Below are 16,151 nucleotides of genomic sequence, written 5' to 3' on the forward strand. Positions count from 1 at the left end.
AGGGAACGAGTTTTGTTCTCCATAGAAAACCATTATGCCCAAGATGGTGCATAGCCTCGGTAGTCCTACTGAGAACAGCCGGGTCTCCGCGCCAACCAATTCAGGCCACTGAGATTTTCAAACTAGGCCACTAGCGTCGGAAACAGGCCAGCACCTACCTGTCCGAAAGAACATATTGCGAACATAGAACAAACGTGGTACGAGGTTTCCCATCAACAAGGCATTCCGTTCGACCTCACCATTCGACCTCATCGCCCGTTTGTCCCGCTAGCGAATCCCCGCCATAAGGAGCACATCCCAAATGTCCGCCACTGCACTGCGTATCGTCGAAGGATCCTCCATGGACAAGTCCAAGGCCCTCTCAGCCGCGCTCTCCCAGATCGAGCGTCAGTTCGGCAAGGGCTCGGTGATGAAGCTCGGCAAGAACGACCGCTCGATGGATGTCGAGACGGTGTCGTCAGGGTCGCTCGGCCTCGATATCGCGCTCGGCGTCGGCGGCCTGCCGAAGGGGCGCATCGTCGAGATCTACGGGCCGGAATCTTCGGGCAAGACCACGCTGGCGCTGCACACGGTGGCGGAAGGCCAGAAGAAGGGCGGCATCTGCGCCTTCATCGATGCCGAACATGCGCTCGATCCGGTCTATGCGCGCAAGCTCGGCGTCAACATCGACGAGCTCCTGATTTCGCAGCCGGACACCGGCGAGCAGGCGCTGGAAATCTGCGACACCCTGGTGCGCTCCGGTGCGGTCGACGTGCTGGTGGTCGATTCGGTCGCGGCGCTGGTGCCGAAGGCCGAGCTCGAGGGCGAGATGGGCGACGCGCTGCCCGGCCTGCAGGCCCGCCTGATGAGTCAGGCGCTGCGCAAGCTGACCGCCTCGATCAACAAGTCCAACACGATGGTGATCTTCATCAACCAGATCCGCATGAAGATCGGCGTGATGTACGGCTCGCCCGAAACCACCACCGGCGGCAATGCGCTGAAGTTCTATGCCTCGGTCCGCCTCGACATCCGCCGCATCGGCGCGATTAAGGAGCGCGACGAGGTGGTCGGCAACACCACCCGCGTCAAGGTGGTGAAGAACAAGCTGGCGCCGCCCTTCAAGCAGGTCGAGTTCGACATCATGTACGGCGAGGGCGTCTCCAAGATGGGCGAGATCCTCGACCTCGGCGTCAAGGCCGGCCTCGTCGAGAAGTCCGGTGCCTGGTTCTCCTATGACAGCCAGCGGCTCGGCCAGGGACGCGAGAATTCCAAGGCATTCCTGCGCGCCAACCCCGATATCACCACCAAGATCGAAGCCGCGATCCGGCAGAATTCCGGCCTGATCTCCGAGCAGATCCTCGCCGGCACGCCCGAGCGCGACGCCGACGGCGAGGAGCCGACGGAGGAGTAGGCCGGCTAGTTTCAAGACTTCGCTGCAAGCGGGCGCTGAGGACGTTGAGTTGCCGACGTCTTCGGCGCCCGATTGGTTTTGGTGCGCCGGTTATGTGATGCTGCGGGTCGTGGCGCGCTTACCCCGATGCCAGCGCCTTTTCCCGGCTCGCGATCAGCGCCCGCAAGTCGTCCGTCACCGCGACCGACTGATGGGTCTTCTGGTCGGTGGCCACCCAGATGATCTCGCCGGTGGCGCGCAGATCCTCCGAGCCCTTGGCGAAGATCGCGAGCGCAAGGTTGATCGAGGAGCGGCCGATCCTGGCGACGCGGACGCAGACCTCGATGTCCTCGTCGAAGCGGATCGGGGCCTTGTACTCGACGATCGATTTCACGGTGTGGAAGTCGATGCCGGTTCGCGCCACCTCGCCGAGATAGTCGTAGCCGAGTGCTCGGAAATACTCGGTGATCGCGGTGTCGAAATAGGTCAGGTAGTGGGCGTTGAACACCACGGCCTGCGCGTCGACCTCCGAATAGCGGACGCGAAACGGGAAATGAAACCAGAAGTCCTCGCGCATGTTTCCTCCTGCCGCAGGCGGGCCGGTCCGTCGTTCCGGGGCGCGACGAAGTCGCGAACCGCAGATGCGCAATGGCGCATCGGGGAATCCAGATGTCGTCGATCAAGATTCCGGGTTCTCGCTTCGCGAGCCCCGGAATGACACCAAGTGAAGCAGCCGTAGGCGCGGCCCGATGATAAACTCAGCGAAACCCATCAATTTGTCCGCGCGGCGAGATGATGGGTTTCGCTGCGCTCTACCCATCCTACAACAGCGCTATTCCGCCGCCTGCGCGTAATCCTCGACCGGCGGGCACGAGCACACCAGGTTGCGATCGCCGTAGACGTTGTCGACGCGCCCGACCGGGCTCCAGTATTTGTCTGACCGCGACACGCCGGCGGGGAAGCAGCCCTCAGTGCGGGTGTAGGCCCGGTCCCAGGCATCGTCGGCGATGTCGTGGACGGTGTGCGGCGCGTGGCGCAGCGGCGAGGCTTCGATGGCCCAGCGGCCTTGCTCGACCTCCGCAATTTCGCTGCGGATCGCGATCATGGCGTCGCAGAAGCGGTCGATCTCAAACTTGGATTCCGATTCGGTCGGCTCGATCATCAGCGTGCCCGCCACCGGGAAGCTCATGGTCGGCGCGTGGAAGCCGTAGTCGATCAGCCGCTTGGCAATGTCGTCGACGGTGACGCCGCTGCTCGTCTTCAGCCCGCGCGGGTCGACGATGCACTCATGCGCGACACGGCCGCGCTCGTTGCGGTACAGCACCGGGAAGTGCGGCTGCAGCCGTGCGGCGATGTAGTTCGCGTTCAGGATCGCCACCTCGGTGGCGCGCGTGAGGCCTTCGCCGCCCATCATCAGGATGTAGATGTAGGAGATGGTCAGGATCGACGCCGAGCCGAACGGCGCGGCCGACACCGGGCCGATGGCATGCGCCGTCGCGCCGTCGGTCGCGGGGTGACCCGGCAGATAGGGCGCAAGATGCGCCTTGACGCCGATCGGGCCCATGCCGGGGCCGCCGCCGCCATGCGGGATGCAGAAGGTCTTGTGCAGGTTGAGATGGCTGACATCGGCGCCGTAATCGCCGGGCCGCGACAGCCCGACCTGCGCATTCATGTTGGCGCCGTCGAGATAGACCTGGCCGCCATGCGCGTGCACGATGTCGCAGATCTCGCTGATGTGCTCCTCGAACACGCCGTGGGTCGACGGATAGGTGATCATCACGGCGGCGAGGTTGGCCGAATGCTTCTCCGCCTTGGCGCGGAGATCCTTGACGTCGACGTCGCCGCGCGCGTCGCACGCCACCACCACGACCTCCATGCCGACCATCGCGGCCGAGGCCGGATTGGTGCCGTGCGCGGAGGAGGGGATCAGGCACACCTTGCGGTGCGGCTCGCCGCGCGCGAGATGATAGCCCCGGATCGCGAGCAGCCCGGCATATTCGCCCTGTGCGCCGGAGTTCGGCTGCAGCGACACCGCGTCATAGCCGGTGATGTCGCACAGCCACTGCTCGAGCCGCGTGAACAGCGCATGATAGCCCTTGGCCTGATCCGCGGGCGCAAACGGATGCAGATTGCCGAACGCAGGCCAGGTCAGCGGGATCATCTCGGTGGTGGCGTTGAGCTTCATGGTGCAGGAGCCGAGCGGGATCATCGCGCGGTCGAGCGCGAGGTCGCGATCGCTGAGCTTGCGCATGTAGCGCAAGAGCTCGGTCTCCGAGCGGTGCGTGTTGAACACCGGGTGGGTGAGGAAGGCGCTGGTGCGCCGCAGCTCCTTTGGCAGCGCCTCGCGTGCGGCCGCCTCGATCTCGGCAAAGCTGAGCTTGCCGCCGAACACGCGCCACACCGCCTCGACGGTCTCCGGCGTCGTGGTCTCGTCGAGCGCGATGCCGAGTGTCGTTGCGCCGATGCGCAGGTTGATCCGCTCCGCCTGCGCGCGGGAGACGATCTCGATCAGCTTCGCGCCGACCTCGACCGTCACGGTATCGAAGAACGCCTCGCTGGTCGGCGTGAAGCCGAGCTTGCGCAGGCCTGCGGCGAGCACGGTGGCGCGGCGATGCACGCCGCGCGCGATATGGGTGAGGCCCTCGGGGCCGTGATAGACGGCGTACATCGAGGCGATCACGGCCAGCAGCACCTGCGCGGTGCAGATGTTGGAGGTCGCCTTCTCGCGGCGGATATGCTGCTCGCGGGTTTGCAGCGCGAGGCGGTAGGCGGGTAGCCCGCGCGAATCCACCGAAAGGCCGACGATGCGGCCGGGCAGCGAGCGCTTCAGCGTGTCGCGCACCGCCATGTAGGCGGCGTGCGGTCCGCCATAGCCCATCGGCACGCCGAACCGCTGCGCCGAGCCGATCGCGATGTCGGCGCCGAGCTCGCCGGGCGAGGTCAGCAGCGTCAGCGACAGCAGGTCGGCGGCGACGACCGCCAGCGCGCCCTTGGCGCGCAGCGACGCGATCGCAGGCCGGAGGTCACGCACCGCGCCCGTGGTGCCCGGATATTGCAACAGCGCGCCGAGCACGTCGGCCTTGTCGAGCTCGGTGAGGGGATCGCCGACCAGCAGCGCCCAGCCCAAGGGTGCTGCGCGCGTGCGCATCACGGCAAGCGTCTGCGGATGCACCTCCTTGTCGACGAAGAACACCTTTGCTTTCACCTGCGAGTGGCGTTCGGCGAGCGCCATGGCTTCGGCCGCGGCGGTCGCTTCGTCGAGCAGCGAGGCGTTGGCGACGTCGAGCCCGGTGAGGTCGCAGATCATGGTCTGGAAGTTGAACAGCGCTTCCAACCGGCCCTGGCTGATCTCCGGCTGATACGGCGTGTAGGCGGTGTACCAGGCCGGGTTCTCCAGGATGTTGCGCTGGATCACCGCGGGCAGGATGGTGCCGGAATAGCCCTGGCCGATCAGCGAGGTGAACACCTGGTTCTGCGCGGCGAGCTCGCTCATATGCGAAAGCGCCTCGGTCTCGCTCAGCGCGCGGCCGAGATCGAGCGGCGCTTTCTGGCGGATCGAGGCCGGCAGCGTCTCGTTCATCAGCGCCTGCAGGCTCGCGGCGCCGACCGTCTCCAGCATCGCGTTGACGTCGCGCGGTGACGGTCCGATGTGGCGGCGAACGAAATCGGTGGCGGCTTCGTTGATCGGCTTGAAGGGCGCGTTCATGACGGGGTCCTCGTTGTCAGCCGTCATACCCCGCGAAAGCGGTGTATCCAGTACGCCGGGATATCAGTGGTTAAGCTGAAGGGCCGCGGCGTACTGGATCGCCCGGTCAGGCCGAGCGATGACAGTGAGTGTGTGGTCGCAATCTGCTTCATTCTCTCAGGCGGTGTGCGCGGCGTAGGCGGCTTCATCCATCAGGCCGCCGAGTTCGCCCTTGTCTGATATCTTCATCTTGAAGAACCAGGCCTTGCCGCCGGCATCCGAATTGACCAGCGCGGGATCGGCCGTGAGCGCCTCGTTGACCTCGACCACCTCGCCGGTGATCGGCGCGTAAACGTCGGAGGCGGCCTTGACGGATTCGACGACGGCGGCGGCCTCGGCCTTCTTCAGGCTGCGGCCGATCTTGGGTAGTTCGACGAACACGACGTCGCCGAGCTGCGACTGCGCATAATCGGTGATCCCGATCGTGGCGACATCGCCCTCGATGCGGAGCCATTCGTGGTCGGACGTGTACAGCGTCGTCATGGGGATCGATCCTTCAGCGTTTGTAGGTATTGGGGACGAAGGGCATGGCGGCGACCTTCAGCGGCAGCCGCTGGCCGCGCACTTCGGCGAAAACGGTGGTGCCGACCGCGGAAAGGGCAGTGGGCAGATAGCCCATCGCGACCGGCGCATTGAGGCTCGGTCCGAAGCCGCCCGAGGTCACCTTGCCGATTGGCTCGGCGGAGTTGGCATCGGCAAACAGCGCTGCGCCTTCGCGCACCGGCGCACGGCCATCGGGCCGCAGGCCAACGCGGCGACGGGAGGCGCCATCAGCGAATTGCGCGAGAATCCTGTCGGCACCGGGAAAGCCGCCGGCGCGGGCGCCGCCGCTGCGGCGGACCTTCTGCACCGACCATTCCAGCGCGCCTTCGACCGGCGTCGTGGTGGTCTCGATATCGTGGCCGTAGAGGCAGAGCCCGGCCTCAAGCCGCAGGCTGTCGCGCGCGCCGAGCCCGATCGGCAGCACGTCGGGATTGTCGAGCAGCGCCGTGACCAGGGCTTCCGCCTTGTCCGCGGGCACCGAGATCTCAAAACCATCCTCGCCGGTGTAGCCGGAGCGCGAGACGAAGCAGTCGGTGTCGGCGACGCGGCGCGGGCCGGCGTCCATGAATTTCATCGAACTGACATCTGGGCAAAGCTCTGCCAGCGCCGCTTCCGCCTTCGGCCCCTGCAGCGCGATCAGCGCGCGGTCGGCCAGCGACACGATCGCGCAAGCGTCAGAAAGGTTGGCGCGCAGATGCGCCTCGTCCGCTTCCTTGCAGGCGGCGTTAACCACCAGGAACAGATGATCGCCGAAATTCGCCACCATCAAATCGTCGAGCAGGCCGCCATCATTGTTGGTGAATTGCGCGTAGCGCTGCCGTCCCGGCGCGATGCCGACGATGTCCTGCGGCACCAGTTTTTCCAGCGCGAGCGCCGCATCAGCGACCTTGCCGGATTTGGCCTTCAGCACGAGCTGTCCCATGTGGGACACGTCGAACAGGCCGGCGTCCTTGCGGGTGTGCAGGTGTTCCTTCAGGACGCCAGCCGTGTACTGCACCGGCATGTCATAGCCGGCGAACGGCACCATCTTGGCGCCGCGCGCCAGATGCAGTGCGTGCAGCGGGGTCTGTTTCAGCGGGGAAGTTTCGTGCGCACGCATCACAGGGCCCTCGCGGTTCCCGCCGGGGACCTATTTCCCCTTGAGAAACCTGCAGAAAGCCCCATCTGTCGCTGTGCCTGAGAGTATTATCCCGTCGGCGGACGCAATCGGGGAGAACCCCAGCGCCTCTTTCCAGATGTCAGACGTCACGCGGTCCTTTTGCCTGAGAGTTTCCGGGGCGGTTGCTCCTTCGGCGCCGGCGGTAAGGCCGGTCTCTCCCGACGTGACGGGTAGCTAACAGGTAGGTAGAAAACACGGCGCCGCCAAGACTGTCAACGCACCCGGACAACTATCAACGGGCTTTGTGCTGTTGCGGCAAGCCCATGATCCGGCTGCACAGTTTCTGGACAGCGCAGCTGGCAATGTCTAAAAGCGTTCGGCCGGAAAATGACGCCCTTTTGCGGCTGGCCGGCCCCTTTTTCCGATTGGATGAACATGAGCAGCGTCAACGATATCAGGTCGACCTTTTTGAACTACTTCAAGGCGAATGGCCACGAGATCGTGGCCTCGTCGCCGCTGGTGCCGCGCAACGACCCGACCTTGATGTTCAACAATGCCGGCATGGTGCAGTTCAAGAACGTCTTCACCGGGATCGAGAAGCGGGCCTATCAGCGCGCCACCACGGCGCAGAAATGCGTGCGCGCCGGCGGCAAGCATAACGACCTCGACAATGTCGGCTACACCGCGCGCCATCTCACTTTCTTCGAGATGCTCGGCAACTTCTCGTTCGGCGACTACTTCAAGGAGCGCGCGATCGAGCTCGCCTGGAATCTGATCACCAGGGATTTCGGGCTGAAGAAGGACAAGCTGCTCGTTACCGTCTACCACACCGACGACGAGGCGGCCGGCTACTGGAAGAAGATCGCGGGCTTCTCGGACGACCGGATCATCCGCATCCCGACCTCGGACAATTTCTGGGCGATGGGCGATACCGGCCCGTGCGGTCCGTGCTCCGAGATCTTCATCGACCGCGGCGAGCACATCTGGGGCGGTCCCCCGGGCACGCCGGAGGAGGACGGCGATCGCTTCCTCGAATTCTGGAACCTGGTGTTCATGCAGTACGAGCAGGTGACGAAGGAGGAGCGCGTGGCGCTGCCGCGTCCCTCGATCGACACCGGCATGGGTCTGGAGCGCATGGCCTGCATCCTGCAGGGCGTCGAGAGCGTGTTCGAGACCGATCTGTTCCGCCATCTGATCGACGCCGCCTCGTCGGCGCTCGGCCACGGTCCGAGCGCGCAGAACGTCGCGTCCTACCGGGTGATCGCCGACCATCTGCGCTCGTCGGCGTTCCTGATCGCCGACGGCGTGCTGCCGTCGAACGAGGGCCGCGGCTATGTACTGCGCCGGATCATGCGCCGCGCGATGCGCCACGCGCAGCTCCTGGGCGCGAGCGAGCCGCTGATGCATCGCCTGGTCTGGGCGCTGGTCCGCGAAATGGGCCAGGCCTATCCGGACCTGGTGCGCGCGGAGAAGCTGATCGAGGAGACGCTGCAGCTCGAAGAGACCCGCTTCCGCAAGACGCTGGTGCGGGGGCTGTCGCTGCTCGACGAGAAGAGCGCCGGCCTCAAGAAGGGCGACATGTTCGACGGCGATACCGCCTTCACGCTGTACGATACCTATGGCTTCCCGCTCGACCTGACCCAGGACGCGCTGAAGTCACGCGGCATCAGCGTCGACCAGGCCGCGTTCACCGACGCGATGGAACGGCAGCGCGTCAAGGCGCGCGCCTCCTGGGCGGGCTCGGGCGAGGCGGCGAGCGAAGCGATCTGGTTCCCGCTGCGCGAGAAGCTCGGCGCAACCGAATTCCTCGGTTATGAGACCGAGAGCGCGGAAGGCGTGGTGACGGCGCTGGTCAAGGACGGCGCCGAGGTCGATAGCCTCAAGGCCGGCGAGAGCGGCGCGATCGTGCTGAACCAGACCCCGTTCTATGCCGAGTCCGGCGGTCAGGTCGGCGATATCGGCGTGCTCACCGGCGAAGGTGTCAGGTTCCGCGTCACCGACATGCAGAAGAAGGCCGGCGATCTGTTCGTGCATGTCGGCACTGTGGAGCAGGGCACGCTGAAGGCCGGCACCGCGCTGCAGCTCGAGGTCGACCACGCGCGCCGCTCGGCGATCCGCGCGAACCACTCGGCGACCCATCTGTTGCATGAGGCGCTGCGCCAGGTGCTCGGCGATCACATCGCGCAGCGCGGCTCGCTGGTTGCGCCCGATCGGCTGCGCTTCGATTTCGTGCACCCGAAGCCGATCACGCCGGAAGAACTCGCCCGGGTCGAGGACATCGCCAACGAGGTCGTGCTCGAGAATGACGAGGTGACGACCCGTGTGATGGCCGTCGACGACGCCCGCGAGGCCGGTGCGCGCGCGCTGTTCGGCGAGAAATACGGCGACGAGGTTCGCGTCGTCTCGATGGGCAAGAGCGCCCGCGAGCACGGCCAGAATGCGCTCGGCTGGTCGGTCGAGCTCTGCGGCGGCACCCATGTCCGCCGCACCGGCGACATCGGCCTGATCTCGGTGACCAGCGAGAGCGCGGTCGCCTCCGGCGTGCGCCGCATCGAGGCGCTGACCGGACGTCACGCGCGCAAGCACGCCAACGACACGATGGCGCTGGCGAAGAGCGCGGCGGCCGAGCTGCGCACCTCGATCGAGGACGTCCCGGCGCGCATCACGGCCCTGATGGAAGAGCGCAAGAAGCTCGAGCGCGATCTGTCGGATGCCAGGAAGAAGCTCGCGATGGGCGGCGGCCGGGCGTCGAACGGTGCCGGCTCCGGCGTTCGCGAGGTCGGCAACGTCAAGCTGCTGGCGCGCGCGGTCGAGGGCGTCGAGACCAAGGATCTGAAGAGCCTGGTCGACGACGGCAAGAAGCAGATCGGCTCCGGCGTGGTCGCGATCGTCGGCGTCACCGAGGACGGCAAGGCCGGCATCGTGGTCGGCGTCACCGCCGACCTGACCTCGCGCTTCAACGCGGTCGAGCTGGTCCGCAAGGGCTCCGAGGTGCTCGGCGGCAAGGGCGGCGGCGGCCGGCCCGACATGGCGCAGGCCGGCGGTCCCGACGGCGCCAAGGCCGATGCCGCGCTGTCGGCGATCGAGCAAGCCATGACTCAACAGGCATCGGCTAGCGCCTGACGGAGAGGCTGATCGTGGCGACGGCTCCGCTCAAGCCCACGATCAGCGACGCCGGGCTGCGCGATCGCCTCTACGAGCTGCTGGAACGCGATGACCTGCCGCATTCGGGCGGCTCGCGGTTTGCCGGGATCATCGTCGCCATCATCGCGGTCGATGTGCTGGCGGCGATCCTGGCCTCGGTGCCCGAGATCGACGCGCAGTTGGGCTCGCTGCTGACGACGATCGAGATCGCGGCGGTGGCCGCCTTCGCGCTGGAATATGCCGCGCGGCTCTGGAGCGTGGTCGGCCATTCCCTGCGTGACGTGACGCCGCTGCAGGCGCGGCTCGAATACGCCTTCTCGGCGCTCGGCGTGATCGACCTGCTCGCCTTCCTGCCGTCGGCGGTCGCGCTCGCGATCGGTGACAAGACCGCGCTGGTGCTGTTCGGCATGCTGCCGTTCCTCAAGCTGGTGCGCTACTCGACCGCGATGCGCTCGCTGCTGGCGGCGCTGCATGCCGAGCGGCGCACGCTGTTCGGCTGCGTCGTGATCCTGACCGGCGCGGTGCTGCTGTTCGCCTCGCTGCTCTATGCCATCGAGCACAAGGCGCAGCCGGACAAGTTCGGCACCATGCCGCAGGCGATGTGGTGGGCAATCGTGACGCTCGGCACCGTCGGTTACGGCGACGTCGTTCCGGTGACGCCGCTCGGGCGCATCGTCACCGTGGTTGCGATCGTGGTCGGCTTTGCGATGATCGCGCTGCCGGTCGCGATCATCTCGACCGCGTTCGCCGACGAGGTCCGGCGTCGCGACTTCGTCGTGACCTGGGGCATGCTGGCGCGGGTGCCGCTGTTCTCGCACCTCAACGCTGCTGATATCGCCGACATCATGCGGCTGTTGCGGTCGCAGACCATCGAGGCGGGCGAGGTGCTGGTGCGGCGCGGCGATGCGGCCTCATCGATGTATTTCATCACGGCCGGCGAGGTCGAGATCGACCTGCCGAGCCAGCGGGTCCGGCTTGCCGACGGCACGTTCTTCGGCGAGATCGCGCTGCTTCGCAGGACCAATCGCTCCGGCACGGTGACGGCGACGCGCAAGACCAAGCTCTTGCTGCTCGACGCGCAGGACTTCCACGCCCTGATCGAGCGCATGCCGGCGCTCGCCGCCCATGTCCGGGAAACCGCGGAAGCCCGGCTTGCCGATCCGCTCACCGCCGGCGGCGACCTTGCCGCCGCGGAGATTGCGCAGGCGCCGCACGAGACCGACGGCGGCATCCGGGATTAGAGCGCGATGAAATTAGATTGATTCGGTTTGGCCACGGACGCGGTTCACCTCTCCCCGACGGGGAGAGGTCGATTTGCGCAGCAAATCGGGTGAGGGGGCCGCAGTTCTAACGAGAGACCGTAATCCCTCACCCGGCGCTACGCGCCGACCTCTCCCAAGGGAGAGGTGAACTTCCGCTGCCGATCCCACTCAACCTAATCCCATCACGCGCTAGAGCATGATCCGGAAAAGTGGAAACCGGTTTTCCGAAAAGATCATGCTCAAACAAAGAGATGAGATCATGATGCGATTCCGTGGAAACGCATCATGATCTAGTCTCTCCGCAGGAACACGTAATCCGCCGAGTATGCCGCGCTCTTCAGCGCGCCGGCCTTGTCGCAGGCGCCGCTGAGCTCGCCGCCCGAGGTGTTGATCCGCTGCACGATGGCGACGCTCGTCAGCAGGCCATTGCCGCGGTGGGCGATCACCTCGAGCTTCAGCCAGGGGATGTCTGCAGCCGTCGCGCCAGGTGCGCTGCCGGCGGTGCGGGCGGTCACGGCGCTGCCGTCGACATGCTCCCAATTCGGGCCGGCATAGTGCCGGCCGACGGTGCGGCCGCCGGCGATCAAGGTCGCGACCGGCTCGCGGAACGACCAGGCGAGCTTGCCGTCGGTGACCGGCTTGCACTCGTAGACCTGGACGCCCTCGGCATGGACCGACAGAACCGGGGACTCGCCGGGCGCAGCGATGGCGTCGGGCAAGGGGGGCGAGGGATCGGCAGCGAATGCCGCCGACCCGATGAGCGAGAACGATGCGAGCGCGACGGCTCTGACAAGGGCCACGGTCATGCTCGCACCTGTCTTCCCAGATGGCGGCCTCAGCCCGCCATGGCCTTCACGAGATTGTCGGACACCTTGTCGAGGAATCCGGTGGTCGAGAGCCAGCGCTGGTCGGCGCCGACCAGGAGCGCGAGGTCCTTCGTCATGTAGCCTTCCTCGACGGTCGAGACGCAGACCTTCTCCAGGGTGGTGGCGAACTTCGCCAGTTCCGGATTGTTGTCGAGCTTGGCACGATGGGCGAGGCCACGGGTCCAGGCGAAGATCGACGCGATCGAGTTGGTCGAGGTCTCCTTGCCCTTCTGGTGCTCGCGGTAGTGGCGGGTCACGGTGCCATGGGCGGCTTCGGCTTCCACCGTCTTGCCGTCCGGGGTGAGCAGCACCGAGGTCATCAGGCCGAGCGAGCCGTAGCCCTGGGCCACGGTGTCGGACTGCACGTCGCCGTCATAGTTCTTACAGGCCCAGACATAGCCGCCGGACCATTTCAGCGCCGAGGCCACCATGTCGTCGATCAGGCGGTGCTCGTAGGTCAGGCCCTTGGCCTCGAATTCCTTCTTGAACTCGCGGTCGTAGACGTCCTGGAAGATGTCCTTGAAGCGGCCGTCATAGACCTTGAGGATGGTGTTCTTGGTCGAGAGATAGACCGGATAGTTGCGCAGCAGGCCGTAGTTCAGCGAGGCGCGGGCGAAATCGATGATGGAGTCGTCGAGATTGTACATCTCCATCGCGACGCCGGCGCCGGGCGCCTTGAACACTTCGCGCTCGATCACGGTGCCGTCCTCGCCGACGAACTTCAGCGACAGCGTGCCCTTGCCGGGGAATTTGATGTCGGTGGCGCGGTACTGGTCGCCATAGGCGTGGCGGCCGATGATGATCGGCTTGGTCCAGCCGGGAACCAGACGCGGCACGTTCTTGCAGATGATCGGCTCGCGGAAGATCACGCCGCCGAGGATGTTGCGGATGGTGCCGTTCGGCGACTTCCACATCTGCTTCAGGCCGAACTCCTTCACCCGGGCCTCGTCGGGGGTGATGGTGGCGCATTTGACGCCGACGCCGACCTTCTTGATGGCCTCCGCCGCGTCGATGGTCACCTGGTCGTTGGTCTCATCGCGGTATTCCATGCCCAGATCGAAATACAGCAGTTCGACATCCAGGAACGGGTTGATCAGCTTGTCCTTGATGTACTGCCAGATGATCCGGGTCATCTCGTCGCCATCGAGCTCGACGACGGGATTGGATACCTTGATTTTTGCCATGACGGAGAGGCCCTCTTGGGAACAGCGCGCTTTTGACCGCGGGATTGTGGAATACGCCTGCGCTATAGCACCGCCCGGGGGCGGGCGGAAGCGGAGGGGGTATGCACTTTGCGCCCATCTTTTAGCCTAAAATGCCGCCTGCGTGGCCGTCCCCGCGACGATGTACCAGGTCACGAACAGGCCCGCGATCAGGGCCCCCGGCAGGCTCGATCCGGTCCGCCGCCAGGTGAACGTCGCGATCACGGCGATGATCGCCAAGAGCGGCACGAACTGGATCGCGACGATGCTCGAGAGCGGGACGAAACTGGGGTCGGGGATCGGGTTGAACAGCTTTCCGGTCAGCCACAGCGTGCCGTATTGCAGCACCAGCAACACGATGAAACCGAACGTCAGCGCCAGGATGTTGGTGAGGTACAGCGCCCCGCGCGGCGCATCCATGGTCGAGAAATTCCGGTGCAGCACGTGCAGCGCCACGACGAAAAACGCCGTGAACGGAATCAGATAGATCAGGAAGATGAGGAATTGCTTCGCGCTCATCAACTTGAGTGCGACGATCCAGAACCGGAAGTCGATCTTGAAGGCGAGGTCGGCAAGCCAGAGCGCAACGTAGCCCACCGCGACCGACGCCAGCGCGATCACGATGGATTGACCGACGAGGCCGGCCCGGCTGGCGCGCTTCGGCGCGAACCGCATCAAGGCCAGCGTGATCAGGCCGTTGATGATGGCCCAGACCAGGATCTGGTTGGTGATGCCCTGCGGCAGGAACGCGCTCGGGGTGACGAAGGTGCCGCCCAGCGCAAAGGCCGGGTAGTAGGTCAGCGCCGGGATGAACGCCGACAGGATGAACGTCGCTGTCCAGCGCCGGCCGCTTGCCGCCTGATGCGGCGGCATCCTGCCGTCGGCAACCGCCGGCAGCCGCAGGCGGGAGAACGCCGGTGCTTCCAAGAGCCCGTCGAACGTCCCGATCAGTCCTGGGTCTCACGCGAATTGATGTAGCCGTGGACGGCGAGGATGCCGGGCGCCGGGATCTGCGGCGTCGCATTCGCCGGGACGTAGAGCAGGGCGCTCACGGTGTTGCCCTTGGCGCCCTTGAACCTGACATCCTCGATCCGGATGCCGCCGGCGGTTTGCGTGAAATGGGCGAGCAGGCCGCCCGCCACGATCAAGACCAGGCCCACAATGGCCAGCGTCCATCTGCCACGCATCGTCGTCCCCCCAAAGTGCTTCAATCCAAGTGCCTCGCCGTTCAACCGGCGTCTCAAGCGTGCCTTTACAGCTTCGCTTTGGTTGTGGTTGATAGCCTATCCGAAGGCGAAGCGCGCGCAAGCCGCGGGCTTTGTCCACTGCGATTGCGATTCCGATTGAGGATTCGCAAACGCCGCTAACCCTGTTATCTCCCTGGAGAAAATGGTCCCGCGCAAAACCGGTGCAAAGCTGGTCGATGCGGGTTCTGGGCCCCTGCATGAGACTTTGAATTAGCCGCTTCGGAAGCTGATTCAAAATCTTCAGATGTTGAATCAGAAAGTGAAGTGAGATGTCCGGCACCGACAAGACCAAGGCAGGGCACGACCTTGCCGGTCCCGTCGTCATCCTGGTCGAGCCGCAGCTTGGCGAGAACATCGGCATGGCCGCGCGCGCGATGGGTAACTTCGCGCTGAGCCGGATGCGCATCGTCAATCCGCGCGACGGCTGGCCGAACATCGCCGCCCAGCGCGCCGCCGCCGGCGCCGACCACATCATCGGCTCTGTCGAGCTGTTCGACACCGTCGAGCAGGCGATCGCCGACCTCACGCTGGTGTTCGCCACCACCGCCCGCGCCCACGACCAGGCCAAGCCGGTGGTCGGACCGGAGGGCGCGGCCCGCGAGATCGTCAGCCACGTCGCGTCCGGCGGCGGCGCCGGCATCCTGTTCGGGCGGGAGCGTGCCGGCCTGACCAACGAGGAGGTCGCGCTCGCCAACCGCATCATCACCTATCCGGTCAATCCGGGCTTCGCCTCGCTCAATCTGGCGCAGGCGGTGCTGTTGATGGGCTATGAGTGGTTCAAGCTCTCGACCGCGGGGGCGCTGCCGTTCGCGATGCCGGAGCGGTCCGAGCCGGCCTCCCAGCACCAGATGCAGGCGTTCTTCGACAACCTCGTCGCCGAGCTCGACAAGGTCGAGTTCCTGCGGCCAGCGGAGAAGCGCGACACCATGCTGGTCAACCTGCGCAACATCTTCACCCGGATGGATCCGACCAAGCAGGACATGCACACGTTGCACGGCGTGGTGATGGCGATCGCCGAGGGCCGCAAGGGCCCGGCCAAGGGTGGCGTGCTCGACGGCGCCCAGGCGACACGGCTCCGCGCGCTGCTCGCCGAGCAGGGCGGCGGCGGTGCGACTGCCGACAATTCCAGCACGGTGCGCGGCCTCGCCCGGCTGCTCCGCCGCAACCCGACCGACGCCGAGCGGATCCTCTGGCAGGCGTTGACCCGGGACCGCCGCTTCGCCGGCCAGTTCAAGCGTCAGACCCCGGTCGGCCGCCACATCCCCGACTTCGTCTCCTTCGTGCACCGGACCGCGATCGAGCTCGTCAATCCGAACGAGAGCGAGGCCATCGGCACCGACCGCGCCAAGCGCCGCGCCTGGCTCGAGGCGCGCGACTACCGGGTGATCGACATGCAAGTCGCCGACGTCGAGCGCGATCTCGACGCCGAGCTGGCGCGGCTGGAGGCGGCGCTGCGGCAGGGGCGGTGAAGCGTCTTGTTCGGTGTCATCACCCGCGAAAGCGGGTGATCCAGTATCCCAGAAACGACAGCGCTTGAATCGAGAAGCCGCGGCGTACTGGATCGCCCGGTCGAGCCGGGCGATGACAGATGTAGACAGGGACGCACCTTCGCTCGGCTTGTCGTGATCGGCGCCGTCGGGCTGCTCCACTGATCGCACTCAGTGGAGCAGCCTT

12 protein-coding genes and 1 riboswitch are annotated in these 16,151 nt (G+C 65.8%); of the genes, 4 read left to right on the plus strand and 8 right to left on the minus strand.

Features of this window, described 5'->3' with window-relative positions; all coding sequences use genetic code 11:
* The first annotated feature begins 301 nt into the window (after positions 1-301).
* Complete coding sequence (recA, locus tag ACVIW0_RS13705; protein ID WP_050629140.1) at positions 302-1,390, plus strand: recombinase RecA; 1,089 nt, start codon at positions 302-304, stop codon at positions 1,388-1,390.
* A 118-nt stretch (positions 1,391-1,508) separates the two neighbouring features.
* Here recA and ACVIW0_RS13710 read toward each other — a convergent pair whose 3' ends face one another.
* The 4 genes from ACVIW0_RS13710 to gcvT form a co-directional block, all read right to left on the minus strand.
* Positions 1,509-1,946, minus strand: coding sequence for an acyl-CoA thioesterase (locus ACVIW0_RS13710; RefSeq protein ID WP_461352819.1), 438 nt, complete (start codon positions 1,944-1,946; stop codon positions 1,509-1,511).
* 255 nt (positions 1,947-2,201) lie between these two features.
* On the minus strand, positions 2,202-5,075 hold the full coding sequence (gene gcvP, locus ACVIW0_RS13715) for an aminomethyl-transferring glycine dehydrogenase (RefSeq protein ID WP_461352820.1): 2,874 nt from the start codon (positions 5,073-5,075) through the stop codon (positions 2,202-2,204).
* A 156-nt stretch (positions 5,076-5,231) separates the two neighbouring features.
* The gene (gene gcvH, locus ACVIW0_RS13720; protein WP_461352821.1) at positions 5,232-5,597 is read right to left on the minus strand and encodes a glycine cleavage system protein GcvH; all 366 of its coding nucleotides are present in this window, start codon (positions 5,595-5,597) and stop codon (positions 5,232-5,234) included.
* A 13-nt stretch (positions 5,598-5,610) separates the two neighbouring features.
* A complete protein-coding gene (gene gcvT, locus ACVIW0_RS13725; RefSeq protein ID WP_461352822.1) occupies positions 5,611-6,756 on the minus strand; it encodes a glycine cleavage system aminomethyltransferase GcvT in 1,146 nt (381 codons plus the stop codon).
* Between the two features lie 142 nt (positions 6,757-6,898).
* Positions 6,899-6,987, minus strand: a riboswitch (glycine riboswitch).
* A gap of 204 nt (positions 6,988-7,191) precedes the next feature.
* On the opposite strand from gcvT, the gene alaS reads away from it, so the two are divergent.
* Both alaS and ACVIW0_RS13735 read left to right on the plus strand, forming a co-directional pair.
* Positions 7,192-9,879: an alanine--tRNA ligase gene (gene alaS / locus ACVIW0_RS13730; RefSeq protein WP_461352823.1), complete on the plus strand. Its 2,688-nt coding sequence runs from the start codon at positions 7,192-7,194 to the stop codon at positions 9,877-9,879.
* A gap of 11 nt (positions 9,880-9,890) precedes the next feature.
* Positions 9,891-11,141 carry a cyclic nucleotide-gated ion channel gene (locus tag ACVIW0_RS13735; RefSeq protein ID WP_461357320.1) on the plus strand — a complete coding sequence of 417 codons (1,251 nt, stop codon included), beginning with the start codon at positions 9,891-9,893 and terminating at the stop codon, positions 11,139-11,141.
* A gap of 311 nt (positions 11,142-11,452) precedes the next feature.
* Here the strand turns inward: ACVIW0_RS13735 and ACVIW0_RS13740 are convergent, their stop codons facing one another.
* The 4 genes from ACVIW0_RS13740 to ACVIW0_RS13755 all read right to left on the minus strand — a co-directional run bounded on the left by ACVIW0_RS13740 (position 11,453) and on the right by ACVIW0_RS13755 (position 14,417).
* Entirely contained in the window at positions 11,453-11,968 is a 516-nt protein-coding gene (locus ACVIW0_RS13740) for a DUF3455 domain-containing protein (RefSeq protein WP_461352824.1), read from the minus strand.
* A 29-nt stretch (positions 11,969-11,997) separates the two neighbouring features.
* Positions 11,998-13,212, minus strand: coding sequence for an NADP-dependent isocitrate dehydrogenase (locus ACVIW0_RS13745; protein ID WP_024580887.1), 1,215 nt, complete (start codon positions 13,210-13,212; stop codon positions 11,998-12,000).
* Between the two features lie 126 nt (positions 13,213-13,338).
* Positions 13,339-14,157: a hypothetical protein gene (locus ACVIW0_RS13750; RefSeq protein WP_461352825.1), complete on the minus strand. Its 819-nt coding sequence runs from the start codon at positions 14,155-14,157 to the stop codon at positions 13,339-13,341.
* A 20-nt stretch (positions 14,158-14,177) separates the two neighbouring features.
* Entirely contained in the window at positions 14,178-14,417 is a 240-nt protein-coding gene (locus tag ACVIW0_RS13755; RefSeq protein WP_461352826.1) for a hypothetical protein, read from the minus strand.
* A gap of 329 nt (positions 14,418-14,746) precedes the next feature.
* Here ACVIW0_RS13755 and ACVIW0_RS13760 point away from each other — a divergent pair, with 329 nt between their 5' ends.
* Complete coding sequence (locus ACVIW0_RS13760; RefSeq protein WP_461352827.1) at positions 14,747-15,946, plus strand: TrmJ/YjtD family RNA methyltransferase; 1,200 nt, start codon at positions 14,747-14,749, stop codon at positions 15,944-15,946.
* Positions 15,947-16,151 lie beyond the last annotated feature (205 nt).

The organism is Bradyrhizobium sp. USDA 4454 (assembly GCF_054822705.1).